Source organism: Streptomyces sp. NPDC104106 (genome assembly GCF_055584345.1).
In genome coordinates this window covers 441,564-468,433 of sequence record NZ_JBVJMF010000006.1, presented here as the reverse complement: position 1 = coordinate 468,433, position 26,870 = coordinate 441,564, and the positions used below count along the sequence as shown (strand labels likewise).

The window sequence follows — 26,870 nt, the reverse complement described above, 5'->3', positions numbered from 1 at the left end:
GCATGCCCGCTCCCCGGCACCGCCGGCCCGGCGCCTCCCCGGCGCCGGGCCGGCTCGGCATCGACATCGGCGGCACCAAGGTCGTCCTGCGCGCCGAGAGCGACGACGGCCGGACCGAGGAGTCGTCCTTCACCTGGGGTCCCCACCAGGACGCCGACCGGGACCTGGCCGACCTCGCCACGTACCTCGGCGCCTTTCCCCGGCGCACGGACGTACGAGCCGTCGGCGTGGCCGTGCCCGCCACCGTCGGCCCCGGCGAACGCGTCACCGCCTGGCCCAGCCGCCCCGCCTGGACCGGGGTCGCCCTGGGACCGGCCCTGCGCACGCTGTTCCCCGGCGCGGCGGTCGCCTGGGCGGACGACGGCGACCTCGGCGCCCTCGCCGAGGCGGACGCGGCGTACTGCCGCGACCTCCTCTACCTCGGCGTCGGCACCGGCGTCGGCGGCGGACTCGTCCTGAACGGCATGGTGTGCCCCGGCCCGGCCCGGGGCTCCTTCGAGATCGGCCATCTCGTGGTCGACCAGGACGGCCCCGAGTGCGCCTGCGGTCGCCGGGGCTGCCTCCAGGCGACCGCGTCCGGACCGGCCGCCCTCGCCCACGCCGCCGCCCTCCGCGGCACCCCGGTCGCCTTCGACGAACTGCGGGCCGGGCTGCGCGACCGCCTGCCATGGGCGATCGCGGCCCTGGACCGGGCGGCCCGCGCCCTGGCCACGGCCATCGCGGGCGTCGGCGAACTCGTCCACCCCGAACGCGCCCTGCTCGGCGGCGGTTTCGCCACGGGCGTCCCCGACCTCCTGGCCGCCGTCACCACCCACCTGACCTCCCTCGCCCGCCCCGGCCATCCCACCCCGCCGCTCGGCCCCGCCCGCCTGGGCGGACTGTCGTCCCTGCACGGCGCCCTCCGCCTCGCCCACCAACTCTGATCCCCCGACGAGCCGACCGCGCCACCCCTGCTCGGTGCCCGCCCCCGCCGCGATCTGGGCCCCGCCGGTTCAGCCGGGGCGGCCCGCGGGGGCCGGTGCCGGGGCGGTCAGGCGGGTGCGCAGGTCGTCCACCAGCGCGGCCGCTCCGGCCGGACCGGCAGCCGTACCGAAGACGTGGTAGTCCGGGCGCACCAACAGCGCGCTCGCGCCGTACCGGTCCAGGAAGCCGCCCAGCACCCCGTCGGCGTCCACCGCGTCGACCAGCCCCTCCGGCCCGCCCGTGCCGTCGTACGACGCGCCGGCCGGCCAAAGACGGATCACCCGCGCGCCGGTGTCCCGCAGGAAGGACAGCCCCTTAGGGGTGAGTCCCGGCTCCGCCTCGGGCGTGACGAACAGGACGAAGCCGCGGCTCACCGGATCGTCCATCGGCTCCCCGCCGGACGTCCGCAGCAGCCGGCCGTGCGGCAGCACCTCGCCCGCCGGCGGCACCGGGGTGTCCACGCCGGCGCCCGGCGGACGGTGCAGCAGGCCGCAGGTGACCGGCAGCGCCGGCTCCGGGCGGCCCGGCCCCCGCCCGCGCCGGTTCGCCAGCACCGTCGCGTCGCGCTCCGCCGCGGCCGCCGCGTCCGTCACACAGATCAGCCGCCCCAACTGCACCGACGCCAGAATCGACGCGCGCACCTGCGCCCTGCGCTCCTCGGTGTAGCTGTCGAGCAGGCAATCCGGGGCGATCCCGCGCAACACCAGGTCCAGCCGCCACGCCAGGCCGGTCACGTCCCGCACGCCCGAGCACATGCCCTGCCCCGCGAACGGCGGCATCAGATGGGCGGCGTCCCCGGCCAGCAGTACGTGCCCCACCCGCCACTCGTCGGCCCACCGCGCCTGGAAGATGTACGTGGTGCTGCGCAGCAGCCGGGCGCTGTCCGGCGTGACACCGAACGGCGCGAGCAGCCGCCACGCGGTCTCCTCCCGGTTAAGGTCGGCCGCCCGCTCGCCCGGCAGCCGCATGAACTCCCAGCGCCGGTGCCCCGGTCCGCTGCCGACCAGCGTGGTCGGCCGCGCCGGATCGCACAGCTGCACGTTGGTGGGCACGAACACGCGCGGCTCACGCAGCTCCACGTCACACAGCAACCACTCGTAGGAGAACCCGAGATCCGTGACGGACACACCCGTCCGGTCCCGCACGAAGCTGTTGGCGCCGTCGCAGCCGACCACCCAGCGCGCCGAGAACGTCCGCGCCGTCCCCTCGTCGTCCTCGGCGCTCACCGTCACCCCGGCCGGCCCGTCGGCGATGTCCACGACCCGGCGGCCGCGCAGCACCGTGATGCCCGGCAGCCCCGCGGCGCGGGCGGCGAGCAACTCCTCCAGCGCGGGCTGGTGCATCGTGTTGGCGTCGGGCCACCCGTACGGGCCCTCGGTGCTGAACTCGATGTCCAGCAGCGTCCTGCCGTCCGCCGTACGCCACTGGTACCCGGTGCCCGGCTCGGTGATCCGGCCCAGCTCCCCGCCGATGCCCGTCCCGGCCAGCAGCCGCGCCGTCTCCCCGTCGAAGCTCGTCGCCCGGGGCAGCGTGTACGGCCGCCGCCGGCGTTCGAGGACCGTCACCCGCCAGCCGCGCTGCGCCAGCAGCACGGACAGCACCGAGCCGACCGGCCCGTACCCGACGACCAGCACATCCGTCTCCGGCGAACGGGCGGACGCCGTCGCGGCGTTCGGTGACACATCGGACATGGAAACCCCCTCGGTACGGCCGGGCTGACTCGCCGGCGGGCCCTGCTCGGGTGACTCCCGGCGAGCGTACGGCCCGGCGACCGGACGCGGCCGGGTTCCGCGCACGGGCTATCAGACTGAGGGATACCGGGGCCGCACCGGCGCGGCCTAATCTGCCGGAGTCCCGCACCAGACGCTGAACCGCGATGTCCTCCACGTGAAAGCGAGTCCTTCGGCATGCCTGGAGCAACGGCACAGTTCGACAAGTGGGTCAGCGTCTTCCGCCCCGCTCCGGACAGCGCGGTACGGCTCGTCTGCCTGCCGCACGCCGGCGGCTCGGCGAGCTTCTTCTTCCCGGTCGCCACCGCCCTCGCGCCCACCGTGGAGGTCCTGGCCGTCCAGTATCCCGGCCGGCAGACCCGCCGCCACGAACCCGGCATCGACAACATCCCCGACTACGCCGACCAGATCTTCGCGGCCCTGCGCCACCTGGACGACCGGCCGCTCGCCCTGTTCGGGCACAGCATGGGCGCCGTCCTCGCCTACGAGGTGGCCCTGCGCATGCGGGACGCGCAACTTCCCTCCCCGATGCGGCTGTTCGCCTCCGGCCGACGGGCCCCCTCCCGGTACCGCGACGAGCGAGTCCACGCGGCGACCGACGAGGACGTGCTGGCCGAACTGCGCACGCTCAGCGGCCCCAACCAGGCGATCCTGGCCGACCCCGAGGTGCTGGCGATGTTCCTGCCGGCGATCCGCAGCGACTACACCGCCATCGAGAGCTACCGGCACGCACCCGGCCGGGTGCTGGACTGCCCGGTGACCGTCCTCACCGGCGACGCCGACCCGCGGACCACGCTCGACGAGGCACGCGCCTGGGAGGAGCACACCACCGGCCCGACCGACGTACAGGTCTTCCCGGGCGGTCACTTCTTCCACGTCGAACGCAGCGCCGAGGTCATCGCGCTCCTCGCCCGCACGCTGGGCGTCCAGGGTGCCGACACCACCCGCTGACCCCCACGACCGCTCCCGACGAGGGAAGAGCCCGTGACGCTCGCCAACCCGGTGCCGGCCATGGCCCCCCACTCGCTCCTGGTCTTCCTCCTCCAACTCGCCTTCCTGCTGTTGTCCGCCCTCGTCCTCGGCCGGCTCGCCGAGCGCTTCCGGATGCCCGCGGTCGTGGGCGAGCTGTGCGCGGGCGTGCTGCTCGGGCCGTCCGTGCTCCATCATCTGCTGCCCGGCTTCTCCCACTGGCTGCTGCCCCGGCAGCCGGAGCAGACGCACCTGCTCGACGCCGCCGGCCAGCTCGGTGTGCTGCTCCTCGTCGGCGTCACCGGCGCCGAGCTGAACTTCGGCCTCGTCCGCAAGCGCGGGATCACCGCGGCCAGGGTCAGCGTCGCCGGCCTGGTGCTGCCGCTCGGCCTCGGCATCGCCACCGGCTTCGCGCTGGGCGGCGTTCTCCGGCCGGCCGGCGTCGACTCCACCGTCTTCGCGTTCTTCCTCGGCGTGGCGATGTGCGTCACCGCCATCCCGGTGATCGCCAAGACCCTCCTCGACATGAGGATGCTGCACCGCGACATCGGCCAGCTGATCCTGTCCGCCGGTGTCGTGGACGACATCGTCGGCTGGTTCCTGCTGTCCGTCGTCTCCGCGATGGCCACCGCCGGACTGACCGCCGGCGTCGTGGCGGCCTCCGTGCTCTGCCCGGTCGGCGTCGTGCTGTTCGCGCTGCTGATCGGGCGCCCGCTGGTGGGCGCCGCGCTGCGCCTGGCCGGACGGGCCGAGGGTGCGGCACCCACGACGCCCCGGCACGTCGAACAGTGAGGTGACCCCATGAGCACCCTTCTGCTGCTGAACGGCCCCAACCTCGGCATCCTGGGCCGACGCGAGCCGGAGCTCTACGGCACCGACACCCTCGCCGACATCGAGAAGGCCGTCGCCGCCGAGGTGAACGGCGCGGGCTGGGAGGTGCTCTCCCTCCAGCACGACGCGGAGGGCGACCTGGTGCGCGACATCCACCGGCACCACGACGACACCGTAGGCGCCATCGTCAACCCGGGGGCGCTGATGATCGCCGGCTGGAGCCTGCGCGACGCCCTCGCCGCCTACCCGCACCCCTGGATCGAGGTGCACCTGAGCAACGTGTGGGCCCGGGAGCAGTTCCGGCACGTGTCCGTGATCGCGCCGCTGGCCTCCGGCGTCGTCGTCGGCCTGGGCGCCCTGGGCTACCGGCTGGCCGCGCAGGCCCTGCTGGAACTGGACGGGCGCAGCCGCTGACCACCGCGGGCCGGCCCGCGCCGCGCCCGACCCCCGTAACCGTGTCTCGAAAGGACGTCCCGGTCATGAAGCTCGCACTGCACGAGATCGGCGACGGCGACCGGACGGCGCTGCTCGTCCACGGCGTGATGGCGTCGGCGGACACCTGGCGCCGGGTGGCCCCGGCACTCGCCGCACGCGGCTACCGCGTCCTCATGCCGGACCTGCGCGGCCACGGCGACAGCCCGCACGCCGACGACTACACGCCCGAACTGCTCGCCGCCGACCTCGTGGAGTCCGTCCCGGCGGGAGTCGACCTGGCCCTCGCCCACTCCTTCGGCGCACCGGTGCTCGCCCTCGCGGTGCCCGGCCTGTGCCCGGCCCGGGTCGTCTACAGCGACCCGGCGTGGAAGCTCGGTGCCCGATCCGTTGACGAGGTACGGGAGTTCGCGCAGGCCACCAAGTCGGCCACCGCCGAGAGCATCCGCCGGCTGTGCCCCCGCTGGCTGCCCGAGGACATCGAGGCGGAGCTGGCCGGATACGCCCGCTGGGACGTCCGGGCCATCGAGTGGCTGCGGAGCGACCGGGACCTCATTCCCGCGCGTGCCGAGGTGCCCTCGCTCGTCCAGGGCGCCGGCGACCACCACCTCGTACCGGACGAGCTGGCCGAGCGGCTCCGCGCGCGGGGCTTCGAGGTGGTGTACGTGCCGGACACCGGCCACTGCGTGCACCGCGACGACCTCGACGGCTTCCTCGCATCCCTGGACGGCTGGCTCTGACCGCGGCCGCCGACGGCGCCGGGGCGGCGGCCCGCGCTGTGTTACGTTGATCCAATGGACGCAGGTCACCTCGCACAGGTGGAGGCCGGGAGTTCTCCGGCCGCTGACCGGACCCCCGTACGGCACGGTACGTTCACACTCGATCTGGACTTCACGGTGACGCGGGCCGAGGTCTTCCGCGGCTTCGCCGAACCGTCCCTGCGGCGCCGCTGGTTCCGCCTGCCCGGCGGCTCCGCCACCGCCGAACACGCCCTGGATTTCCGGCCCGGCGGCGGCGAGAGCGCCCGCAACGTCTTCGTCTCCGGCGACACCGAGGAGCACCTCGCCTACCGCTCCCGGTTCCTGGACATCGTGCCGGACACCCGGGTCGTCCACGTCTACGAGGCCGAGGTCGACGGCAGCGTCCGCTGGATCTCCCTCGTCACCGTCGAACTGGCCGACGAGCCCGTCGGCTCCCGCCTGACCTGGACCGAGCAGTACACCTGGCTCGTGCCCACCGGGGACGGCAGCCAGGACGTCCCCCACCTGCGCGGCGGCATCCGCCTGCTCCTCAACGGCCTGTCCACGGTGGTGAACCCCGACCGCCACCACGGCCTGCCCCGGGCCGGGACACCGATCAACACCGGCACCGTCGCCAGGTAGCCGCCTGCCACCTTCCGGCAAGCATTGCCGCGCCTACGGTTCGTGCCGAGCACTCCGCCCGCCCGCCGGCCGTCCGGTCAGGCCTCGGATGCGCCGCCGGGGCGCGAGGCCGGTTCGGCGGCGCTGACGTGGGCGGCGAGGTTGGTTTCGAGGCGTTCGAGGACGGCGAGGGTCTCGCCGCGTCCGGTGCCGGTGAGGTCGCCGGCGACGTAGTCCTCGAGGCGGGCCCAGAGGGCTTCGACCTGCTGGCGCAGGGCCTGGCTGGCGGCGGTGGGTTCGACCAGGACGGAGCGCTTGTCGCTGGTGGAGCGCACGCGGCGCACGAAACCGGCCTTCTCCAGGCGCTGGATCGTGCGGGTCATGGTGGCGGCGTCGGCACCGACGTGCCCGGCCAGGTCCGTCTGGCGCATCCGGCCGCGGTCCCACAGCTGCATCATGACCAGTTCCTGGGCCGGGTGCAGACCGACCTCGCGCAACAGCTGGCCGGCGAGCATGCGGTGCAGGCGGGCCACCCGGAAGATCGCATGGCTGATCGGTCCGCGGCGTGCGGCCTCGGGGAGTTCCCCGGTCTCGGGGACCTGGGGCGTTGCCTCGGATTCCATGGTGCTTCCTTCTGCCCTTCTCCCGTGCGGCCGGTCCTCGGGTCCGCGTTCTGAGGGCAGGGTATGTGCTGCTCAGGTGCGGCGTGCCCGGTGGGCTCGGGGCCGTCGCCGAAGTGCCAGGCGCGGGCTTGGAGGAAGCCGTTCAATGGCTCCGTACGCGCCTGCGCCGGCGAGGAGAATCCGGTGAGGACACCGAGAGCGCCTTGCCGGCCGGGCGAGGCCGGGCCGGGCCGTACCGCGTAGCGGCCGAGAGGACACGCGGTGCTCCAGCGGGGCCTCAGTCGCTGTGGGCGACCTGCTCGGGTCCGGCGTCGAGCGCATCGAGCACTGCGTCGCCGTTCGCCCTCGCCCACTCGGTCAGCATGTGGATCGGACCGATCAGCGTCGCCCCGAGCGCAGTGAGCGAGTACTCGACGCGGGGTGGCACCTCGGCGTAGGCGCGCCGGCGGACGAGTCCGTGCGCCTGGAGCCGTCGGAGCGTCTGGGTGAGCATCTTGCGGGAGATGCCGCCGATCAGCTCGATCAACTCGCCATGGCGCACCGGGCCTTCGCTGAGGCCGTAGAGCACGACCACCGTCCACTTGTCGGCGATCAGCTCGACCGCCAGACGTGCCGGACAGTCGGCGAGAAAGGGATCGCCGGGACCGAAACCGCTCATGGCGCCAAAGGTACCCGCGGCACAGGTACCTGCTGGTTCCCGTCGGAAACCTAGCCTGGGTTCTCTCCCCTTCCCAATCCAGGAGAGTCATGCGAGTCATCACCCAGCGGACGCTCGGCGGTCCCGAGGTGCTCACCATCGTGGACGCGCCCGAGCCCCACGCCCTCCCGACCGAGGTTCTCGTCCGCGTCAAGGCGATCGGACTGAACCCGCTGGAGGCGCGCCTGCGCGCCGGCGAGTTCCCGCTGATCGGCCGGCCGCCGTTCATCCTCGGCTGGGACGTCAGCGGCGTGGTCATGGAGGCGCCGCGGACATGGCGGTTCAGGCCGGGCGACGAGGTGTTCGGGATGCCGCTGTTCCCGCGGGCGGCCGGCGGGTACGCCGAGGTCGTGTCGGCGCCGGCGTTGCACCTGGCACGCAAGCCGGCATCGCTCTCGCACGTCGAGGCGTCGGCGCTGCCGATCGTCGGACTGACGGCGTGGCAGGGCCTCGTCGACCTCGGGGGCGTGACCGCCGGCGACCGCGTCCTGGTCCACGGCGGTGGCGGCGGGGTCGGCCACGTCGCGATCCAGATCGCGAAAGCGCTCGGCGCGCACGTGATCGCGACCGCCAGCGGGAGCAAGCGGACGTTCGTCGAGGGGTTCGGCGCAGACGAGGTGATCGACTACACGGCGGTCGACTTCACCGAGGCGGTCCGCGACATCGACGTCGTGCTCGACACGATCGGCGGCGACACCGTCGAGCGGTCGCTCGAAGTGCTCCGCCCGGGCGGTCACCTGGTGACGGCGGTCGCCGAGGAGGATACGGCGCTCATCGCCGCCTACGAGGCGGCCGGCATGCGCTTCAGCGGCATCGCGGTCGACCCCGATCCGGTCGCCTTGCGAGGTCTCGTCGAACTCGTCGAACAGGGCAGGCTCCGGGTCCACGTGCAACAGACGTTCCCGTTCGAGCGCGTCGCCGACGCGCACCGGCTGCTCGACGGCGGTCACCTCCAGGGCAAGCTCGTCCTCACCGTCTGATCCCGTCGTGGGGCCTCGCGTGAGCGAGGCCCCCCTGATGAACGGCTGGCCAGGCGGCTGCCGGCCCGCTGACGCGAGTCGGGGAAGGACATGCCGAGAGCCTGGAGCCGGCCGGCGGGGGCGGACTGCTTCGGCGTCGACGAGAACTCCTTCCGCTGTGCCGCCCGCCAGGACGGGGACAGGATCGCCAGGATCCTCAAGCCCGTCTGCACCGCCGGGCAGTCATGAGGCGGCGCCACCGCGGGGCGGCCGTACCGCCGGGAGCCGGTCTCGGCGGCGCGGTGTCAGGAGTGGGTGCCCGACATCCGTCTGGGCTGTCGGGTGACCGTCACGGTGACGTCGTAGCGTCCCTGGCCCGGCGGGCAGCGCATCGCCTCGCCGCACGAGTCGCGTCGGGCGGTGATGTGGACCGTGCCGGGCCGCAGGGCGGTGAACCGCGCGGACGACGTTCCGCAGCCGCGGCCGGGCGGGCAGGTGGCGGGGACCGTGGTCCCGCCGCCGAGGGGGGTGAGCACTGGAGGGTTCGAGCCGGCGGGTGTCGACCAGTAACTGCCGTGCAGGCGTACCACGATCAGCGTGCAGGCAGTCACCCGGACCGTGGTTCCGCGTGCGCGTTCGTCGAGGACGGCCGACCCGGTCGCGGATGCGGATGACGCGGAAGACGCGGGAGCGCGCGACGGTGGGGGAGACGGCGGTCCGGCGGGGCCGGACGAACAGCCGCCCAGGACGCCGGCGCGGCCGCCGCGGTCACGGCGGCGAGCCCGGTGTGGAGTGCGCGCAGGGCGGGGCTCGTGCGGGCGGACGAAGGAAGCACGGGCCCTCCGGTGGATGCCGCCCGAAGGGGACGCTCGGACGGGGGTGGGGGCGAGCCGTCGGCTCGCCCCCACCGTGCGGTGTGTCTCAGGAGACGGTGACGTCGTCGTAGTAGGTGTAGGTCGGGTCACCCGCGTAGTTGTCGTCCTTGTTGGTGAGGGTGAGCGTGTAGGTGTGGCCCGCGGTCACGGTGCCGGAGACCTGCTTCCAGCCCGCACCCTGTGTGCAGGTCTTGCCCAGCAGCGTCGTGGTGGTGCCCGCCGTGGTGTCCTGGAGGGTGGCCGTCGCCCAGTCGTAGCTCACGGTGTCCGGGCAGGTGACGTTGTACCAGAAGGAGACCTTGCTGCTGCCGGACGGGGCGGTGAAGGACTGGGAGACGGAGGAGGTGTTGGTCGGGTTGGTGGAGCCGACCAACGCACCGTAGCTGCCGCTGTGTGCCGCCGAGGTGGTGGCGGAGGCGGTGCCGCTGGTCGTCCAGCCCGACAGGCTGCCGGTCTCGAAGGTGCCGTTGGTGAGAGTGCCGCCGGTGCCGCCGCCGCCACCGCCACCGACGATCGGGTGGGAGATGGCGCAGCTGTTGGTGTCGTTGGACCAGCTCGCCTGCTCGGCGAAGGTACCGGTGCCCATCGTGACGTTGGCCGCCCCACCCGTGCTGCCGGGCGAGATCCAGGCGCACTCGTCGGAGTTCTCCTGGCCGTTGTACGAGCTGCCGGTCTGGTTGGTCCAGCCGCCCGCCGGGTTCTGGTCGGACATCATCTCGTGCCATTCATGGCCGAGCGTCATGGTCCATCCGTCGAGCGTGCCGGGCGAGTTGACGAAACCGACGCCGCAGCCGGAGCCGGAGTCCATGTTGTACGGCTGGTTGCTGAACGCGATGTCCCCGTAGGAGGAGGACACCGGCCCGCCGGTGAGCGTGCTGTCGCCGTTGTAGTCGTGCCAGGCGCAGTACTGCCCCTGGTAGTTGTCCGGGTTGGTGTTGTGCGGCGAGAGGATGACGTAGTAGGCATCCCGGTTGGACGCGGCGGTGGTGTTGCCGAAGTGTCCGGCAGCCTTGACGGCTTCGGCGCCGAGTTGGTGCCCGGTCGCGGCGCTGGGCGAGGCCGCCGAGTTGTCGTACCACACGCCGGAGAGCACGCCGCCGCTCTGGTACGGGATGAAGTTCGCGTTGGACGGGCAACTGGTGGCACCCGCCGACACGTTCGGCCCGTCGCACCACTGGGTGAGGTCCGCGGACCACAGCTCGTTCCCGGTGCCGATGCCCTTGAACATCTCCTGGGTGACCGGGGCCGCGCCGTCCGGGTCGCCGGAGAACGTGGCGTCGCCGTTGCCGTTGGTGCTCTGCGTGCCCCACTGCGAGCCGTAGAAGACCAGGTAGACCTTGGAGTGGCCGCTCTGGACGCCGATGCCGTCGACGCCCCCGCCGTAGGACAGCGTCTGCGGTCCGGTCGCCGTGGTGGCGGCCGGCTGGTGGGCCGCCCAGGACTTCATCCTGGCGTTCTGCTGGACGGTCGGTACGACACCGTGCCGGTACGGGTGCTGGTAGGCCGGGCTGTACGGGTTGGGGCTCGTGGTGTGAGCCGTGGCCGGGGTGGCGGCTGCCGCCTGGGGTACGAAGGCGAGTGCCACGCCGGTGACGAGGGACAACGACGCGAGACCGGTCAGGGTCGCGCGGGCCGCGCCGCGTATGTGGGGTCTGCCCATGGGTGTTGGGGCCCTTTCTTCGCACGGACCTCCGCCGTCGGTCCGGCGGAGGTGAGCTGAACGGGACGTCGACGAGGCGTATCACCGGTACGTCGAATCCGGCCGCCGACGTTGACGCCGGTTCCGTCGCGGAACAGGAGGAGAGGCCCGAGCCGCACCGGGTGACTGCACGGGCGATGTGCTCGGCAGCTGGGGAAACTCACGCACGGCGTTGTGATGCGCGGGGGGAACTCTCGCCCTGCACCGGACGAATGAAAAAGGGGCAGTGAGAAGGGTTCGCACTGCGACTTCTTTCCGGCCGGAATGGTGATGCCCTGTCAGACGCGGAGAAGCAAAGCAGATTTGACGGGTTCAGGTCAATGGATGGGTGTGGCCTTCCCGTGGGGGGCGGTCCTCGCCCTCTCGAGCGGGCGGTCCCGACGTCGATCGCCCACCGTTTCCGCTGGTCGAACGTGATGTCGGAGCGTGCGACGCACAGTCGCCACGGCGTGGTGGGTCACGGGTCGCGGAGGTCGTTCGCCGACCTGGGGGCTTCCTATGAACAGGCTCTGAGTTCAGGCAAGTTGAAGAAAATGCTCGGTCAAAAGGGAGCAACAGCGTAGCCATCGCCTGTCGTGACCGCTCATCGCTTCCGTTCACCCGGCGAATCGGTACCCGCCGGCACGGCCATGACGGCTGAGGCAGACGACGTGAATGCCTCTTTCAGGTGCGGCGTGCGGCGCGGATCGAGAGGGTGGCGAGGGTGGCAGCGGCTCCACCGGGTGCTACCGCACCAGACTGGCGGACGTCGGGAAACGCGCGAGGCGACGCGTCGGTCTCGGGCATGGTGATCTCCGGGGCGACTCCCCCTTGATCTTGCTCCGCCTTCGGGACCGTCGGAACATCGGGGCGTTCCCTGATGTCATTCCTGACAGGGGTCAAAGGTGGGGGACCACGGACTGATCGTCCTAACCCGGGGACGGTTGCTCGCCCACGGTTTACATTCTGGGCCATGGACCCTTCCCTGAGCGCCTTGATCGTCGCTGGGGTCGGGGTGATCGGCACCATCGCGTCCGGGCTGCTGGCGCACCGCAACGCGCTTCGGGCCAAGACGGTAGAACTCGCCCATGCGGAGACGCAGAGGCGGGAAGAGCAACTGGCCGTCGAACGCCGCGAGGCCCTCAGCGCACGGCGAGCCTCCTTCGCGGCGTTCAACCAGCGCCTACGGCAGTTCCACTCCCTGCTGTCGAGAGATTACCTCGCTCTTGCCTCTGGACAGGCGAATCCTCAACAGGGCCAAGAACGGGAGGAAGCCGTGCTGCCGATCCAGCGGCCCGCCGGCTACGGCGCTACGTGATCGATGGCGAACGACAAGTGCGCCGCCAGGTCGGCAGTCAAGGGGAGGAACCATGAGGACACCGCATTGGACCAGGTCCAGCTACTGCGACTCGGCAGGACTCGACTGCGTCGAAGTGGCGTTGATCCTCGGCCCCGCACCCGCCGTCTGCCTGCGCGACTCCAAAGTCCCGTTCAGCCGCGCGCTCGCTTTGGGCCCACTGCGTGGTCGGAGTTCGTCAGCTGTGTCGAGCCAGTCAGCAGCGTGGGGAACCCCGGCATCCTCACGTTCGGGTCCGGAAGCGGAACCTTTACGGATAGTACGGGGTGTACGTGATCGAGGAGACCTTCAGGTACCTCGCGCCGTCTGCTGTGGCCCATGTCGAGTCGTCGGGGTTGCCCGGCCAGTCGCCGCCTACGGCGGTGTTGACGATGAAGTGCATCCCGACGCCCGGGCCAGTGGTGTACCACTTGGTGCCGGTGGTGGTGCCGTCCACGGCGAAGTCGATGTGATCGGGCCACCAGGTGAACGAGTACGTGTGGTACGCGTTGGTCCAGCCCGCAGAATTTGTCTTCGAGAACTGGGTCTGGGCGTTGTTGGGGTCGTGGAAGGTCTGGTAGACGGTGTTCGGGTTCTGGCCGACGATTTCGGCGGCGTCGAACTCGGGCAGCCACGGATTCAGGTAGGCGGCCCATACCGCAGGCAGAAGGCCCTGGCCACTGGGCATGTTCGCGGTGAAGCTGTAGGTGCCGTAGCCGTAAAGTGCCTTGGACTCCACGCGGCCCGAGTAGTACATGCTGCCCGACCTGTGGGTCTTGATGACGAGAGTGCTCCCCTCGTACCAGACGCAGTCGGGGGTGTAGGTCTCCAGCTCGTTGTTGGCGGTCCACCGTCCGCTGATGGTGTTCCACGAGTTGACGGTCTGCGGGGTTCCCCAGGACGCCGCGTGGGCTTGCGGCTGTCCCAGGAAGAGCAGTGACAGCGCCGCCAGGGCGGCAACTATCAGGCGTCCCGGCCTGAGAAGTGCAGATGACATCGCGGTTCCATCGCTCGGATGACAGGGGGCGTGGGAGCCGTCCCGCGCTCCCTTTATCGCCGGACTGTAGGAGTCCGTTCAACGTTTGACAAGATGTGCGGCGCGGATCGTTCGCTGGTTTCTGGAGTTGAAGACACTGTCCGTCCGCGCCGTCGGGCCACTCGGCGCGTCAGGAGCGGACGATCTGCCACTGCTGCCGGGGATGGCGGTGCAGGACCACTGGTTGACGGCGGCTCCGTCGGCGGTGGAGCCGCCGTCGACGAGGGACGGCCTGCTTGCCCGTCTGCCAGGTGCAGCCGTCGGTGACGAACATGTCGATGGTGCCGCAGTTGGTGAGGAGTTCGGTGATCTGGTGGAGGATGCAGGTGATGTCGCCGGGCCGGACGGCCTGGCCGGCGGCGACGTGGTGGCGGGTGTCGCAGGCCTGCACGCTGTAGGTGCGGTCCCAGATGGAGAAGTACAGGCCGACCTTGAGGCCGTGGGCCCGGCAGGCGGTCACCTACCGCGCGACGATGTCGTGTTTGTAGGAGCCGCATGTTCACCAGATCGCTGAGACTGGTCTGCGGGTCCGCGGCGGCCGCCTGGGGGAGCAGGCGGGAGAAGCCGGGTACCACGGGTAGCGCGCTCGCGGTCACAGCGGGCTGCGGAGGCGTCACTCGCGTCGTCGTCTCCGGCAGCAACACCTCGGTCACCGCAGGCGGTCAGGCCCTCGTGGTCGCCAGGGGATGCGGGTGTCACTGCGCCGTGAAGGTCCACAGCAGGTTGGTGCTGCTGCCGGAGGCCCACTGGTTGGTGGCGGAGCCCGAGGGCACGTTGCCGCCGCCGTCGAGAACCAGGCCGGTGGTGCGGTTGGCGATCGTGTGGTGGCCGTCGCCTCGGTGGCTGATCGTCCACTGCTGGTTCGTGCCGCCGTTCCACGGCGCCTGCCTGGCCGCTGAACCGTTGGCGGTGGCCCCCCAGCCGTCGGCGACCATGCCGTTGGTGCGGTTGACCAGCTTGTAGTAGCCGCCGCCTACCTCGACCGCCTGCCACTGGAGGTTGGGACTGCCGTCCCAGGTCCACTGCTTGAGGCTGGATCCGGTGCCCACCGTGCCGCCGCTGTCCAGGGCAAGGCCGTCGGTGACGTTGGTGATCCGGAAGTACGTCGACGGATCGAGCTGGACCTTCAGCGAGGTGACCTGGTCGTTGTTGCCCGTGACCCTGAGGTCGGGGTTGTCGGCGGTGAAGGTCCATGAGGTGCCGGAGAAGTTGTCTCCCGAGTAGCCGATCACCTGGAAGCCGGAAGCCAGGCGCAGGGACGAGAGGCTGAGCGGGCCAAGGCCGGTCAGTGTCAGCTGGTCCGCGGTGTAGTCGCCGACAGGGAGCACGGCGGTCGTGCCCGAGTAGTCGACGTCCCCGAAGAGCACAGCGCCGGTGAGGGGCCGCAGGCTGGGGATCTGTCCGGAGAAGGAGAGCTTCAGAACGTACGCGTTGGCGCTGAACGGGGCCGACGAGGGCAGGGTCACCTTCAGTCCGGAGGCGTCCTGCGTGGGCGTGGCCAGACTGATGTAGGTGCCGGCCGTCGAGTCGAGCAGCTTGACCGACGTCAGCGAGGAGAGGCCGATCCGGTCGGAGCTGAGGGTCTTGACCGTCAGCGAATCGCCGGGCCAGCCGAGGACGGTGGCGTACAGGACCGTGTTGGCCTTGTCCCGGGTGAAGCGTATGTCCTGCGCGGTGCCGGCCGTCGGAGTGGTGAAGGAGCCGCCGCCCATCTTCGTCGGGCCTTCGCCGTACGCCGTCCAGGGCCGGGTCGAGTAGACCGACTCACCGAAGCGCTTCAGGTAGTCGCCGATGCCGAGCAGGACGTCCCTCTGCGCCTGCGGAATCGTGCCGTCGGCCATCGGCGCGATGTTCAGCAGCATGTTGCCGTTCTTGCTCACCCGGTCGATGAGGGAGTGCAGCATCTGCCGGGTGCTGTAGTAGCCGATGCCCTGCGTGTAGCACCAGCTGGAGCTGGAGATGCTGTCGTCGGTGAGCCAGTAGGGGGCGGTCAGGTCGGCCGGGCCGCCGCGCTCGTAGTCGAAGACCTCGCCCTTGCTGTCGAGCCCGTCCTTGAAGGTGGCGACGACCTCGCGACCCCAGGCGCCTGCCTGGTTGTAGTAGTACGACAGGAAGTTCAGGCGCTGCGTCTCGTCGACCGCGTCCAGCCTGAAGTCCTGCCACAGGATGTCCGGTTGGGCGAAGTCGATGACCTCCTTCAGCTTGTCGTACCAGAGCTGGTTCTCCTGGGCCCTGCTCAACTGCCCGTAGAGCTTCTGCAGGCTCGGGTCCGACTGGGCGGGGACGTGGTCGTAGTAGCCGTTGAAGTTGTACGCGTGGTGCATGGCGACCAGCAGCTTGAGTCCCCTCGCCCGGATCGCCGTGGTGAACAGCTGCAGCAGATTGAGCTTCGGGCCCTTGGCGACCGAGTTCCACTCGTTGACCTGGCTGTTCCACATGGAGAAGCCGTCGTGGTGTTCGGCGACCGGTCCGGCGAACCTCGCTCCCGCGTCGGCGAACAGTTGCGCCCAGGCGTCGGGGTCGAAGTTCCCGCCGGCCGATGCGAGCCTCGGTGCGAACTGCACGGGGTTCCCGGCGAGGTCCTTCGCCCCGTCGATGAAGTTGTGGTACGGCCACACGGACGGGTCGCCGTAGGTCGCGATGTGGTGCTGGTTGGCCGCGCTGCCGGCTATGTGCATGTTGCGCGGGTACCACTCGCTGTCGTAGGCGGGAACGCTGAAGACGCCCCAGTGGAAGTAGATGCCGAACTTGGCGTCCTGGAACCACTCGGGGGCGGGCGGGTGCTGGTCGACCGAGGGCCACGCCGGTGTGTAGGTGCTCGGTGCCGCCCGGGCGACGCCGGCCCCGAGGCCGCCACCGGCGACGCCTGCCGCCGCCACACATGTGGCGGCGGACAGGAACTGGCGTCTGTTGAAAGAGCTGGACATGAGGACATCCCTGAAATGGGGGACAAGGGGGACACGCGGCGCCCACGCCTCTGGAGCGCCGGAGGTTACGCACGAAGTTCGACTATGTGACGTGCTGATGTCAACGGGCGTGCAGGGATGTAAGTGCTCCGTTGGCTCGCGTTTTTGTCACATATAAGCGCTATCGCCCCCATTGTCGAGACTCAGACATAGAATGTTTGAAGGCCGCGCGACGGGGTGCCGCCGCCCGGGAAGCGCGCAGGCAAGCCGTCGGCGCACCATGAGCACGCATCATTGATGGGATTGATTTAGGTCCTGGCGTGCCGCTGCGAGCCCCAAAGCCCCCTCGTTTCCGGCGTTTTCTCTCGGACTCTAGACAGCGCCCTCGTCGCCGCCTATACATACATCCCATGTCTTCGATGCAGCGGTACACAGCTGTCGCCCAGCACACCAACTCCCGCTCCGGGACCAGCGCGAGGAAGTACCGATGAGACTCAGAACTGCTCTCTGCTCCACCGCCTCAGCCCTGTCCGCCCTGGTGCTGCTCAGCGCCTGCAGCGGCTCGGGCACCGCTTCGTCGGGCAGTTCCCCGCTGGTCGGCGTCGACTACCCCCGCTCCGACACCGACTTCTGGAACTCGTACATCAAGTACACGCCTAGGTACGCCGGACAGCTGAGCCTGTCGCTGAAGACGACGAACTCGCAGAACGACGTCGCCAAGCTGACCGCCAACGCACAGACGTTCATCAGCCAGGGTGTGAAGGGCATCGCGATGGCGCCCCAGGACACCGCCGCCATCGCCCCCACGCTGGCGCAGCTGGAGGCGAAGAAGATCCCCGTCGTCACCATCGACACCCGACCCGACAGCGGCAAGGTGTTCATGGTGGTGCGGGCCGACAACCGCGCCTACGGCGAAAAGGCCTGCCAGTTCCTCGGCACGAAACTGAACGGCAAGGGCAAGGTCGTCATGCTGGAGGGCGGCCTCGACTCCATCAACGGCCGTGACCGCACGGAGGCGTTCAACGACTGCATGAAGAAGAAACATCCCGGCATCAAGGTGCTCGGTGAGGCCACCAACTGGGACGGCGCCGTCGCCGCGCAGAAGCTCCAGACCGACCTGACCGCCAACCCGGACATCAAGGGCGTCTACATGGAGTCCAGCTTCGCCCTGTCCGGCACGCTCCAGGTGCTCAAGCAGAAGGGCCTGCTGGTCGGCCCGAAGGACGAGAAGCACGTCTTCATCGTGTCCAACGACGGCATCCCCGAGGAACTCAAGGACATCGCGGCCGGCAACATCGACGCCACCGTCTCCCAGCCGGCCGACCTGTACGCCAAGTACGCCCTGTACTACCTGAAGGCGGCGATCGACGGGAAGACGTTCAAGCCCGGCAGGACCGACCACAACAGCACCATCATCCAGGCCCGCGAGGGTCTGCTGGAGGACCAGCTCTCCGCACCCCTGGTCACCGCCGATGGGGGCACCTATGGCGGCGTGTCCAGCGTCAAGAGCACCGACAGCTCCCTGTGGGGTAACAGCCTCGGCTGACCTGCCCTGTCAGGCACCCAACGGCTAGCGACGACAAGGCGGTTGTGATGAGCGACGGGGAGCGAGCAGTCAGCCCCGCGCCCGCCCCGGCGGACGACGGACGGTCCCAGGCGGTCCCGCCCGTCGTCGAGGCGACGGGCATAGTCAAACGATTCGGTCCGACGGTGGCCCTCAACGGCGCCCGGATCACCATCAGGCCCGGCGAGACCCACGCGCTCGTCGGCCGCAACGGGGCCGGCAAGTCGACGCTCGTGTCGGTCCTCACCGGCCTGCAGCCCCCCGACGAGGGAACGGTCACCTTCGACGGCAGCCCCGCACCACGACTCGCGGACCGTGACGCCTGGCGACAGCGCGTGGCCTGCGTCTACCAGAAGTCGACGATCATCCCCACCCTGACCGTCGCCGAGAACCTCTTCCTGAACCGGCACGACCACGGCCGCCACCGGCTCATCAGCTGGCAGGGTATGCGCCGGCGGGCGCAGGAACTGCTGTCGACGTGGTCGGTGGACGTCGACCCGCAGACCTCGGCCGGTGATCTGAGCGTGGAGCAGCGGCAGTTCGTGGAGATCGCCCGGGCGCTGTCCTTCGGAGCCCGGTTCATCATCCTCGACGAGCCGACCGCCCAGCTCGACGGTGCCGCCATCAACCGGCTCTTCGACCGCATCCGCGACCTGCAACGCCAGGGCGTGACCTTCCTGTTCATCAGCCACCATCTCGAGGAGGTCTACGACATCTGCGACATGGTGACGGTGTTCCGCGACGCCCGGCACATCGTGACCGCGCCGGTCGTGGAGCTTGCCCGCACCGAACTGGTCGCCGCGATGACCGGCGAGGCGGCCGCCGACCGGCTGCAGACGCGGTCGAGCACCCTCGACCGCACCGCCACGCCCGCGCTGTCCGTGCAGGCGCTGGGCAGTGAGGGCGCTTACAGGGAGGTCACCTTCCAGGTGGGCGCCGGGGAGATCGTCGGACTCGCGGGTGCCGCAGGCAGCGGTCGCACCGAGGTCGCCGAGACCGTCGTAGGTCTGCGGGCGGCCCAGGCGGGCGGGGTGCAGATCGCCGGGCGGCGGCCCCGGCCGGGCAGCGTGCCCGCCGCGCTCGCCGCGGGTGCCGGGTTCGTCCCGCAGGACCGGCACCACCAGGGCTTCGTGCCCGGTATGTCGATCGCGGACAACGCCACGCTGTCCGTTCCGCACAGGCTCGGCAAGAACGGCCTCCTCAGCCGCGACCGACGGGACCGGCTCGCCGGCGACATGATCGAGAGACTGGCGATCAAGACGCCGGGACCCGAGCTGCCCGTCTCCGCGCTCTCGGGCGGGAACCAGCAGAAGGTCGTCATGGCCCGCGCGCTGGCAGACGACCCGCGCCTGCTGGTGCTGATCAATCCGACCGCGGGCGTGGACGTGCGCTCCAAGGAGTTCCTGCTCGGCAAGGTCGAGGAGACCGCGGAATCCGGCACCGGCGTGCTCATCGCCTCCGACGAACTCGACGACCTGCGCATGTGCGACCGGGTCCTGGTGATGTTCCAGGGCCGGGTGACCTCAGAGATGGCCCGTGGCTGGCACGACCACGAACTCGTGGCCGCGATGGAAGGAGTGGACCTCAATGCCTGAAACCGTCCTCGCGGACGCAGCCGCCGAGGCCGCGGAGCCCAAGCCCGGGCGCACCGCGCTGCTCGGCGGCCGGATCCCACTGGCCCGCCTGCGCGACCTCGCCCTCGTCCCCGCGATCGTCGTCATCGCGATCGTCGGCCAGATCGTCAACCCGGTCTTCCTGCAGGCCGACAACCTCATCAACGTCCTGCAGACCATGTCCGAGATGGCCCTGCTGGTCCTCGCCCAGACGATGATCCTGATCGTCAAGAAGATGGACCTGTCCCTGGAGTCCACCATGGGCCTCGCGCCCGGCGTCGCGGCCTGGCTGGTCGTCCCGGCCGGCGCCGGGCACGGACTCGGCCTGCTCCCCGGTGCCTGGTCGATCCCCCTCACCCTCGCCGTGGGCGCACTCGTCGGAGTGATCAACGCCCTGCTGATCATCCGCTTCGGCCTCAACGGCTTCATCGTCACCCTCGGCATGCTCATCGTCCTGCGCGGCATCCTCACCGGCATCTCCGGCGGCCAGACCTTCTTCCAGCTACCGCAGTCGATGCTCTACATCGGCACCGCCGTGTGGTTCGGTATGCCCGCCTCCATCTGGATCTGCCTGGCCCTGTTCGCGATCGCGATCGTGGTGCTCGGCTGGACCAGCTTCGGGCGCTCGCTGTACGCCATCGGCGGCAACGTCGACGCGGCGAAGGCGGCCGGCATCCGTACCGACCGGGTGCTGTGGATCGTCATCGTCACCGGCAGCGTGCTCGCCGCCCTCGCCGGCCTGATGCTGTCCGGACGCCTGGCCTCGGTCGCCTCCGCACAGGGCAACGGCTACATCTTCACCGTCTTCGCCGCCGCCGTCATCGGCGGGATCAGCCTCAACGGCGGCAAGGGAACCATGTTCGGCGCGTTCTGCGGCATCCTGCTGCTCTTCATGATCCAGAACGTGCTCACGCTGGCGGGAGTCCCCGCTCAGTGGATCGGCGCTCTCAACGGCCTGATCATCCTGGTCGCCCTCGCGATCTCCCGCATCACCGGCGGCAAGGTCCAGGAATGACCCGGTCGGCCCCACCGGCCGCCCGACCCGCGCCGCGTTCACGTCTCGCCGCGAGGGGACCGATTCCCCCTTGCCCCTCACAGGAGTTGCCGCCATGTCCTCCACCGTGCCCTCATCCGCCCGCATCACCGCCGTGGACGTCCTGGACGTGCGGTTCCCCACCTCCGAACACCTCGACGGCTCGGACGCCATGAACCCCGAGCCCGACTACTCCGCCGCCTACGTGGTCCTTCGCACCGACGCCGGTGACGGACTGGAGGGCCACGCCCTGGCCTTCACCACCGGACGCGGCAACGACGTGCAGGCCGCCGCCATCGCGGCGCTCGCCCCCCACGTGGTCGGCCTGTCGGTGGAGGAGGTCTGCGCCGACCTCGGAGCGTTCTCCCGCTCCCTCGTGCACGATCCCCAACTGCGCTGGCTGGGGCCGGAGAAGGGTGCCATCCACATGGCCACCGGCGCGGTGGTCAACGCCGCCTGGGATCTCGCCGCCAAGCGCGCGGGCAAGCCCGTGTGGCGCTTCCTCGGGGAGATGTCGCCCGAGGACCTGGTCGCGCAGGTCGACTTCCGCTGGCTCAGCGACGCGCTCACCCCCGCGGAGGCCCTGGCTATCCTGCGCCGTGCCGAACCGGGCCGCGAGGAGAGGATCGCCCGGCTCCTGGAGCGCGGCTACCCGGCCTACACCACCACCCCCGGCTGGCTCGGCTACTCCGACGAGAAGCTGGCCCGCCTGGCCCGCGCGGCCGTCGCCGACGGCTTCACCCAGATCAAGCTCAAGGTCGGCGCGTCGCTGGAGGACGATGTACGGCGCATGCGTACCGCCCGCGAAGCGGTCGGGCCGGACATCCGCATCGCGGTCGACGCCAACCAGAGATGGGATGTCGCCCCCGCGATCGACTGGATGCGCGCCCTCGCCCCCTACGACCCCTACTGGATCGAGGAGCCCACCTCCCCCGACGACATCCTCGGCCACGCGGCCGTCCGCGAGGCGCTCGGCCCCATCAAGGTCGCCACCGGTGAGCACATCGCCAACCGGGTCGTCTTCAAGCAGCTCCTGCAGGCGGGTGCGGTGGACATCGTGCAGATCGACTCCGCGCGGGTCGGCGGCGTGGGCGAGAACATCGCGATCCTCCTGCTCGCCGCCAAGTTCGGGGTGCCGGTCTGCCCGCACGCCGGCGGTGTGGGGCTGTGCGAGATGGTCCAGCACCTGTCGATGTTCGACTACGTCGCCGTCTCCCGCACCCTGGAGGACCGGGTCATCGAGTACGTCGACCACCTGCACGAGCACTTCGTCGATCCCGTCCGCGTCGTCGACGGCCACTATCTCGCGCCGACCCTGCCCGGGCTGAGCGCGCAGATGCTGCCCGAGTCCCTGAAGGAGTACGCCTACCCCGACGGCCCGGTGTGGTCCGCCCGTGTCTGACCTCCACGCACTCGTCGACGCCCACCACCACGTATGGGATCTGAAGCGCCGGCCCCAGCCCTGGCTGGACGAACCCGGCCACGAACCCATCCGCCGCAGCTTCGGCCCGCACGCCCTGCGCCGCGCGGCGACCCGGCCGATCGACGGGCGGCGGCTGACCCGCACCGTGGTGGTCCAGTGCCTGCCGTCCGTGCCCGAGACCCGGGACCTGCTCGCGCTCGCCGACAGCGACCCCTTGATCGGTGCCGTCGTCGGCTGGGCGGATCTCACGTCACCCGCGATCGGCGACGTACTGGACGACCTGCGCGCCGGAACGGGAGGCCGTCACCTGCGGGCCCTGCGGCACCTCGTGCAGGGCGAGCCCGACCCCGCGTGGCTGCAACGGCCGGAAGTGGAGCGGGGGTTGTGCGCGGTACGCGACCGGGGACTCGGCTACGACATCCTGATCCGCAGCCACCAGTTCCGCCAGGCGATCGAAGTGGCCCGGCGCGTGCCCGGTCTCCCCCTGGTCCTCGACCATGCCGGCAAGCCGCCGATCGTCAGCGGCGGCCTGGACGCCTGGGAGCGGGACATACGGCTGCTGGCCGCGCACCCCCAGGTGCGGTGCAAGGTGTCGGGCCTGGTCACCGAGGCCGACCACGAGCAATGGACCGTCGACGACATCCGGCCCGTGTGGGAGGTCCTGCTCGACGCCTTCGGCCCCGACCGGCTGATGTTCGGCTCGGACTGGCCGGTCTGCGCCCTCGCCGGCGGCTGGAACCGGTGGGCCGCCACCGTCGAGGAACTCCTGGCCGGCTGCTCCGCGGCCGAGGACGAGGCGGTCCTCGCCGGTACCGCCACCACGTTCTACCGCCTCGACCCCGTTCCGGGGAAGGAGGGCGCTGCATGCTGCTGACCGAACTCCTGCACCCGGGCATTCTGCAAGCCCTGGCGGGCTCCGGGCACGGAGCCCGGGTCCTGCTCGCCGACGGCCACTATCCGGCGAGTACGGCCACCGGCCCGCGGACCAGGACCGTCCATCTCAACCTGGCGCCGGGTCTGCTGGACGTCACCACCGTGCTCGAGGTCCTGCTGCGGGCTCTGCCCGTCGAGTCGGCGCACGTGATGGTGCCGCCCGAGGGCGAGCCGGAGCCCCCGGCCATCGCCGAGCACCGCTCGATGCTGGCGCCCGTCCCCGTCGAGACGCTCGACCGCTTCGAGTTCTACGACGCCGCCCGCTCACCCGACCTGGCCCTCGCCGTCGTCACCGCCGACGTCCGCACCTACGCCAACCTGCTGCTCACCATCGGCGTCCGCGCTGAAAGGATCCTGAGAACACGATGACACTCGCAGTGCGCTACCTCGCCCCCCGCACCCTGGACACCGCGCCCGCGAAGAGCCCGCCCCCCGGCCCCGGTCAGGTGGAGATCGCCCCCGCCTACGTCGGCATCTGCGGCACCGACCTGCACATCTTCCACGGCGACATGGACGCCCGGGTCGCCGTGCCCGCCGTCCTGGGCCACGAGATGTCCGGCCGGATCGTACGGGTGGGCGCAGGAGTGCAGGGCTGGTCGCCCGGGGACGCGGTCACCGTGATGCCGCTGCGCTGGGACGACACCTGCCCGGCCTGCCAGGCGGGGCACCGGCACATCTGCCAGCACCTGGACTTCATCGGCATCGACTCCCCGGGCGCCATGCAGCAGCGCTGGGCCGTGCCCGCCACGACCCTCGTACGGCTGCCCGGCTCCCTCTCGCTGGACCGCGCCGCACTCGTGGAGCCCACCGCGGTCGCGGTGCACGACGTCGGCCGGGCCCAGGTCCGCGAGGGCGAGAAGGCCGTCGTGGTCGGCGGCGGCCCCGTCGGCATCCTCATCGCCCTGGTCGCCCGGGCTGCCGGAGCCGACGTCCGGGTGGTCGAGCTGAGCCCTCACCGACGCCTGCTCGCACAGGAGTTGGGGCTGGCCACCTGGGATCCGGGCGTCGACGACATGCCCGAGCTGGTCCGGCAGTGGACCGGCGACGCCGGCGCGGACGTCGCCTTCGAAGTCTCCGGCGCACAAGGCGGGGTGGACACCGCCGTCGAGGTTCTCGGCGTGCGCGGCCGCTTGTGCCTGGTAGCCATTCACGCCCGCCCGCGCGAGGTGAACCTCCACCGCTTCTTCTGGCGTGAACTCACGCTCGTCGGCGCCCGGTTGTACGACCGCTCCGACTTCGAGCGGGCGGTGACCCTGGTGGCCGACGGCACCGTTCCGGCCGGGCGGCTGATCAGCAAGGTCGTGCCGCTCACCGAGGCGCCCGCGGCCTTCCAGGCCCTGGAGGGCGGCGGCGACGTGATGAAGATCCTCGTGGACTGCACCGACGACGCCCAGGGAGCCACCCAGTGAACGCCTTCGACCTGACCGGCCGGCTCGCCGTCGTCACCGGCGCCCGCCGCGGCATCGGCCGAGCCATGGCCCGAGCGCTCGCCGAGGCCGGGGCGGACGTCATCGGCGTCAGCGCCTCACTGGAGGAGGCCGGCAGCGACGTGGAGAAGGACGTCCTGGCCGCGGGACGCACCTTCGAGGCCATCCGTACCGACTTCGCCGACCCGGCGGCGGTGCGTGCTCTGGGCGAGGACCTGGCCGGGCGTGAGCGGCCGGTGGACATCCTGGTCAACAACGCGGGCACCATCCGCCGTACTCCTGCCTCCCAACATGCCGATGAAGACTGGGACTTGGTCCTCCAGGTCAACCTCAACGCCCAGTTCGCCCTGTCCCGCGCGGTGGGCTCGGCGATGGTGGCCCGCGGTCAGGGGAAGATCATCTTCACTGCCTCGCTGCTCAGCTTCCAGGGCGGCATCACCGTCCCCGGCTACACCGCCGCCAAGCACGGCATCGCCGGACTGACCAAGGCGCTGGCCAACGAGTGGGCCCCGCACGGGGTGAACGTCAACGCCCTCGCGCCCGGCTACATCGCCACCGACAACACCCAGGCCCTGCGGGACGACCCCGTCCGCAGCAAGGCGATCCTGGACCGCATCCCGGCCGCACGCTGGGGCAGCGCGGACGACCTCGCGGGCGCCACGGTGTTCCTCGCCTCGGACGCCGCCGCCTACGTCCACGGCACCGTCCTGCCCGTCGACGGCGGATGGCTCGGCCGATGAGCGACACCGACCTGGCCTGCGTACTGGACGGCGTCCGCGTCATGCCGGTGCTGACCGTGCCCTCCGCCGCGACCGCCCGCCCGCTGGCCGACGCGCTCGCGGCGGGCGGCGCCCGGTGCGCCGAGGTCACCTTCCGCACCCCCGGCGCCGAGCAGGTGCTCAAGACGATGGCCGCCCACGGCGGGCTGACCGTCGGCGCCGGTACGGTCCTCACGCCCGAGCAGGTGGAGCGTGCCGTGGCGGCCGGGGCCCGTTTCGTCGTCTCGCCCGGCTTCGACCAGGCAGTCGTCGCCAAGTGCCGCGAGCTGAGGGTCCCCGTGCTGCCCGGCGTCGCCTCCGCCACCGAGCTGATGAGCGCCCTGCGGGCCGGCCTCGACACCGTCAAGCTCTTCCCGGCCGAACCGCTCGGCGGCATCCCGATGCTGCGCGCCCTCGCGGCGCCCTTCCCCCACGCACGGTTCGTGCCGACCGGCGGCATCGACGCTCCGCGCTCGCGCGCCTACCTCACCGACCCGGCGGTCCTCGCCGTCGGCGGCAGCTGGATGGCCACCCCCGCTCACCTGGAGCGGGAAGAATACGGGGAGATCCGCCGGCTCACCGCCGAGGCCGTGCACGGGTGCGCGACGTGACCGACGTGGTGGCCCTCGGCGAGGTGATGCTCCGCTTCGACCCGGGCGAGGGCAGGATCCGCACCGCCCGCACCTTCCAGGTCTGGGAAGGCGGCGGTGAGTACAACGTCGTCCGCGGACTGCGACGCTGCTTCGGCCTGCGGACCGCCGTCGTGACGGCCCTTGCCGACAACCAGGTGGGGCGGCTGGTCGAGGACCTGATCCTCCAGGGCGGTGTCGCGACCTCCCTGATCCGCTGGGTGCCCGCGGACGGCGTCGGCCGCGGCGCGCGCAACGGCCTGAACTTCGTCGAGCGCGGCTTCGGCATCCGGGGCGCACTGGGGGTCAGCGACCGCGCGGGGACGGCCGTCTCGCAGCTGCGCAAGGGGGACGTCGACTGGGACGCGGTCTTCTCCCCGGGTCCGCGCTGGTTCCACACCGGTGGCATCTTCGCCGGTCTGTCGGACACCACCGTGGACGTCGCGGACGAAGCCATGGCGGCCGCGCGGCGGCACGGTGTGACGGTCTCCTACGACCCCAACTACCGGCCCAGTCTCTGGGCCGGCCGGGGCGGCGCCGACGCCGCCCGCGAGGTCGACCTGCGGCTCGCCCGCCACGCCGACGTAGTCGTGGGCGCCCTGGGCCTCGCCGGACCGTACCCCGGGGCGCTGCGGGTCGAGGCGGACGAGGTGCAGGACGCACTCGCGGAGGTCGCGGGACGCCTGCCCCAGACCGAAGTGCTGGCGACGACCGTGCGCACGGTGCCCTCGGCCGGGGTGAACGACTGGTCCTCCGCCGCCTGGTCGGCCCGGACCGGCTGCGTGCGTGGCCCCGACATGCCCGGCCTGCACGTCCTGGACCGCATCGGCTCCGGCGACGCGTTCGCGGCCGGACTGATCTACGGACTGCTGACGGGCGACGGCGAGGAGGGCGGCTCGGCGGCCCGCGCCAGGCCCGCGGTGAACCCGGATGCCGCCGGCCTGCGACGCGCCCTGGCCTACGGCACCGTCCACGGCGCACTGGCCATGACCACGCCCGGTGACGTCTCCATGGCCTCACTCGCCGAGGTCGAGGCGCTCATGGCGGGTGGCTCGGCCGCCGTCAGACGATGACCGGCCCTCGGCCGCCGTACC

General features: G+C 71.2%; 27 protein-coding genes and 1 pseudogene. 20 read left to right on the top strand and 8 right to left on the bottom strand.

Features of this window, described 5'->3' with window-relative positions; genetic code table 11:
• Positions 1-2 precede the first annotated feature (2 nt).
• The gene (locus ACZ60X_RS17830; RefSeq protein ID WP_469599194.1) at positions 3-923 is read left to right on the top strand and encodes an ROK family protein; all 921 of its coding nucleotides are present in this window, start codon (positions 3-5) and stop codon (positions 921-923) included.
• Positions 924-992: 69 nt separating this feature from the next.
• On the opposite strand, the gene mhpA is transcribed toward ACZ60X_RS17830, so the two are convergent.
• Positions 993-2,654: a bifunctional 3-(3-hydroxy-phenyl)propionate/3-hydroxycinnamic acid hydroxylase MhpA gene (gene mhpA, locus ACZ60X_RS17825; RefSeq protein ID WP_469599192.1), complete on the bottom strand. Its 1,662-nt coding sequence runs from the start codon at positions 2,652-2,654 to the stop codon at positions 993-995.
• A 216-nt stretch (positions 2,655-2,870) separates the two neighbouring features.
• Here mhpA and ACZ60X_RS17820 point away from each other — a divergent pair, with 216 nt between their 5' ends.
• The 5 genes from ACZ60X_RS17820 to ACZ60X_RS17800 all read left to right on the top strand — a co-directional run bounded on the left by ACZ60X_RS17820 (position 2,871) and on the right by ACZ60X_RS17800 (position 6,307).
• Positions 2,871-3,644 carry a thioesterase II family protein gene (locus ACZ60X_RS17820; protein WP_469599190.1) on the top strand — a complete coding sequence of 258 codons (774 nt, stop codon included), beginning with the start codon at positions 2,871-2,873 and terminating at the stop codon, positions 3,642-3,644.
• Positions 3,645-3,677: 33 nt separating this feature from the next.
• Positions 3,678-4,454 (top strand): cation:proton antiporter, encoded by a 777-nt coding sequence (locus ACZ60X_RS17815; RefSeq protein ID WP_469599188.1) that lies wholly within the window; start codon positions 3,678-3,680, stop codon positions 4,452-4,454.
• A gap of 9 nt (positions 4,455-4,463) precedes the next feature.
• On the top strand, positions 4,464-4,907 hold the full coding sequence (locus ACZ60X_RS17810) for a type II 3-dehydroquinate dehydratase (protein WP_469599186.1): 444 nt from the start codon (positions 4,464-4,466) through the stop codon (positions 4,905-4,907).
• 65 nt (positions 4,908-4,972) lie between these two features.
• Positions 4,973-5,665: an alpha/beta fold hydrolase gene (locus tag ACZ60X_RS17805; RefSeq protein ID WP_469599184.1), complete on the top strand. Its 693-nt coding sequence runs from the start codon at positions 4,973-4,975 to the stop codon at positions 5,663-5,665.
• A gap of 54 nt (positions 5,666-5,719) precedes the next feature.
• Complete coding sequence (locus ACZ60X_RS17800; protein WP_469599181.1) at positions 5,720-6,307, top strand: SRPBCC domain-containing protein; 588 nt, start codon at positions 5,720-5,722, stop codon at positions 6,305-6,307.
• Positions 6,308-6,384: 77 nt separating this feature from the next.
• Here the strand turns inward: ACZ60X_RS17800 and ACZ60X_RS17795 are convergent, their stop codons facing one another.
• Positions 6,385-6,909, bottom strand: coding sequence for a MarR family winged helix-turn-helix transcriptional regulator (locus ACZ60X_RS17795; RefSeq protein WP_469599179.1), 525 nt, complete (start codon positions 6,907-6,909; stop codon positions 6,385-6,387).
• 277 nt (positions 6,910-7,186) lie between these two features.
• Positions 7,187-7,567: a winged helix-turn-helix transcriptional regulator gene (locus ACZ60X_RS17790; protein WP_469599177.1), complete on the bottom strand. Its 381-nt coding sequence runs from the start codon at positions 7,565-7,567 to the stop codon at positions 7,187-7,189.
• An 89-nt stretch (positions 7,568-7,656) separates the two neighbouring features.
• Between ACZ60X_RS17790 and ACZ60X_RS17785 the strand changes: the two genes are divergently transcribed.
• A complete protein-coding gene (locus ACZ60X_RS17785) occupies positions 7,657-8,586 on the top strand; it encodes an NADP-dependent oxidoreductase (RefSeq protein ID WP_469599175.1) in 930 nt (309 codons plus the stop codon).
• Between the two features lie 90 nt (positions 8,587-8,676).
• Positions 8,677-8,814 (top strand): hypothetical protein, encoded by a 138-nt coding sequence (locus tag ACZ60X_RS17780; protein ID WP_469599173.1) that lies wholly within the window; start codon positions 8,677-8,679, stop codon positions 8,812-8,814.
• A gap of 56 nt (positions 8,815-8,870) precedes the next feature.
• Here ACZ60X_RS17780 and ACZ60X_RS17775 read toward each other — a convergent pair whose 3' ends face one another.
• Positions 8,871-9,176 (bottom strand): hypothetical protein, encoded by a 306-nt coding sequence (locus ACZ60X_RS17775; protein WP_469599171.1) that lies wholly within the window; start codon positions 9,174-9,176, stop codon positions 8,871-8,873.
• A 310-nt stretch (positions 9,177-9,486) separates the two neighbouring features.
• On the bottom strand, positions 9,487-11,100 hold the full coding sequence (locus ACZ60X_RS17770) for a hypothetical protein (RefSeq protein WP_469599169.1): 1,614 nt from the start codon (positions 11,098-11,100) through the stop codon (positions 9,487-9,489).
• Between the two features lie 991 nt (positions 11,101-12,091).
• On the opposite strand from ACZ60X_RS17770, the gene ACZ60X_RS17765 reads away from it, so the two are divergent.
• Complete coding sequence (locus tag ACZ60X_RS17765; protein ID WP_469599167.1) at positions 12,092-12,436, top strand: hypothetical protein; 345 nt, start codon at positions 12,092-12,094, stop codon at positions 12,434-12,436.
• A 52-nt stretch (positions 12,437-12,488) separates the two neighbouring features.
• Positions 12,489-12,572: pseudogene (locus ACZ60X_RS17760) on the top strand (DUF397 domain-containing protein); the annotation flags it as partial.
• 153 nt (positions 12,573-12,725) lie between these two features.
• Here ACZ60X_RS17760 and ACZ60X_RS17755 read toward each other — a convergent pair.
• From ACZ60X_RS17755 to ACZ60X_RS17745, 3 genes are all read right to left on the bottom strand, one after another.
• Positions 12,726-13,451 (bottom strand): glycoside hydrolase family 16 protein, encoded by a 726-nt coding sequence (locus tag ACZ60X_RS17755; protein ID WP_469599164.1) that lies wholly within the window; start codon positions 13,449-13,451, stop codon positions 12,726-12,728.
• A gap of 169 nt (positions 13,452-13,620) precedes the next feature.
• Complete coding sequence (locus ACZ60X_RS17750) at positions 13,621-13,950, bottom strand: hypothetical protein (protein ID WP_469599162.1); 330 nt, start codon at positions 13,948-13,950, stop codon at positions 13,621-13,623.
• Between the two features lie 235 nt (positions 13,951-14,185).
• Positions 14,186-16,417 carry an alpha-L-fucosidase gene (locus tag ACZ60X_RS17745; RefSeq protein WP_469599160.1) on the bottom strand — a complete coding sequence of 744 codons (2,232 nt, stop codon included), beginning with the start codon at positions 16,415-16,417 and terminating at the stop codon, positions 14,186-14,188.
• Positions 16,418-16,883: 466 nt separating this feature from the next.
• Here ACZ60X_RS17745 and ACZ60X_RS17740 point away from each other — a divergent pair, with 466 nt between their 5' ends.
• The 10 genes from ACZ60X_RS17740 to ACZ60X_RS17695 all read left to right on the top strand — a co-directional run bounded on the left by ACZ60X_RS17740 (position 16,884) and on the right by ACZ60X_RS17695 (position 26,849).
• Positions 16,884-17,942, top strand: coding sequence for a sugar ABC transporter substrate-binding protein (locus ACZ60X_RS17740; RefSeq protein ID WP_469599158.1), 1,059 nt, complete (start codon positions 16,884-16,886; stop codon positions 17,940-17,942).
• A gap of 47 nt (positions 17,943-17,989) precedes the next feature.
• Positions 17,990-19,555, top strand: coding sequence for a sugar ABC transporter ATP-binding protein (locus tag ACZ60X_RS17735; RefSeq protein ID WP_469599156.1), 1,566 nt, complete (start codon positions 17,990-17,992; stop codon positions 19,553-19,555).
• Positions 19,548-20,588, top strand: a complete 1,041-nt coding sequence (locus ACZ60X_RS17730) for an ABC transporter permease (RefSeq protein ID WP_469599154.1) — start codon at positions 19,548-19,550, stop codon at positions 20,586-20,588. The genes ACZ60X_RS17735 and ACZ60X_RS17730 overlap by 8 nt, the downstream gene beginning before the upstream one ends.
• 94 nt (positions 20,589-20,682) lie before the next feature.
• Positions 20,683-22,008, top strand: coding sequence for an enolase C-terminal domain-like protein (locus ACZ60X_RS17725; protein ID WP_469599152.1), 1,326 nt, complete (start codon positions 20,683-20,685; stop codon positions 22,006-22,008).
• Positions 22,001-22,903 (top strand): amidohydrolase family protein, encoded by a 903-nt coding sequence (locus tag ACZ60X_RS17720; protein WP_469599150.1) that lies wholly within the window; start codon positions 22,001-22,003, stop codon positions 22,901-22,903. Before ACZ60X_RS17725 ends, ACZ60X_RS17720 begins: the two co-directional genes overlap by 8 nt.
• Positions 22,894-23,331 (top strand): RbsD/FucU domain-containing protein, encoded by a 438-nt coding sequence (locus tag ACZ60X_RS17715; RefSeq protein WP_469599148.1) that lies wholly within the window; start codon positions 22,894-22,896, stop codon positions 23,329-23,331. The genes ACZ60X_RS17720 and ACZ60X_RS17715 overlap by 10 nt, the downstream gene beginning before the upstream one ends.
• Positions 23,328-24,371, top strand: a complete 1,044-nt coding sequence (locus tag ACZ60X_RS17710) for a zinc-dependent alcohol dehydrogenase (protein ID WP_469599146.1) — start codon at positions 23,328-23,330, stop codon at positions 24,369-24,371. Before ACZ60X_RS17715 ends, ACZ60X_RS17710 begins: the two co-directional genes overlap by 4 nt.
• A complete protein-coding gene (locus tag ACZ60X_RS17705) occupies positions 24,368-25,129 on the top strand; it encodes an SDR family oxidoreductase (RefSeq protein ID WP_469599144.1) in 762 nt (253 codons plus the stop codon). Before ACZ60X_RS17710 ends, ACZ60X_RS17705 begins: the two co-directional genes overlap by 4 nt.
• Entirely contained in the window at positions 25,126-25,758 is a 633-nt protein-coding gene (locus tag ACZ60X_RS17700) for a bifunctional 4-hydroxy-2-oxoglutarate aldolase/2-dehydro-3-deoxy-phosphogluconate aldolase (protein ID WP_469599142.1), read from the top strand. Before ACZ60X_RS17705 ends, ACZ60X_RS17700 begins: the two co-directional genes overlap by 4 nt.
• Positions 25,755-26,849 carry a PfkB family carbohydrate kinase gene (locus ACZ60X_RS17695; protein ID WP_469599140.1) on the top strand — a complete coding sequence of 365 codons (1,095 nt, stop codon included), beginning with the start codon at positions 25,755-25,757 and terminating at the stop codon, positions 26,847-26,849. Before ACZ60X_RS17700 ends, ACZ60X_RS17695 begins: the two co-directional genes overlap by 4 nt.
• Positions 26,850-26,870 lie beyond the last annotated feature (21 nt).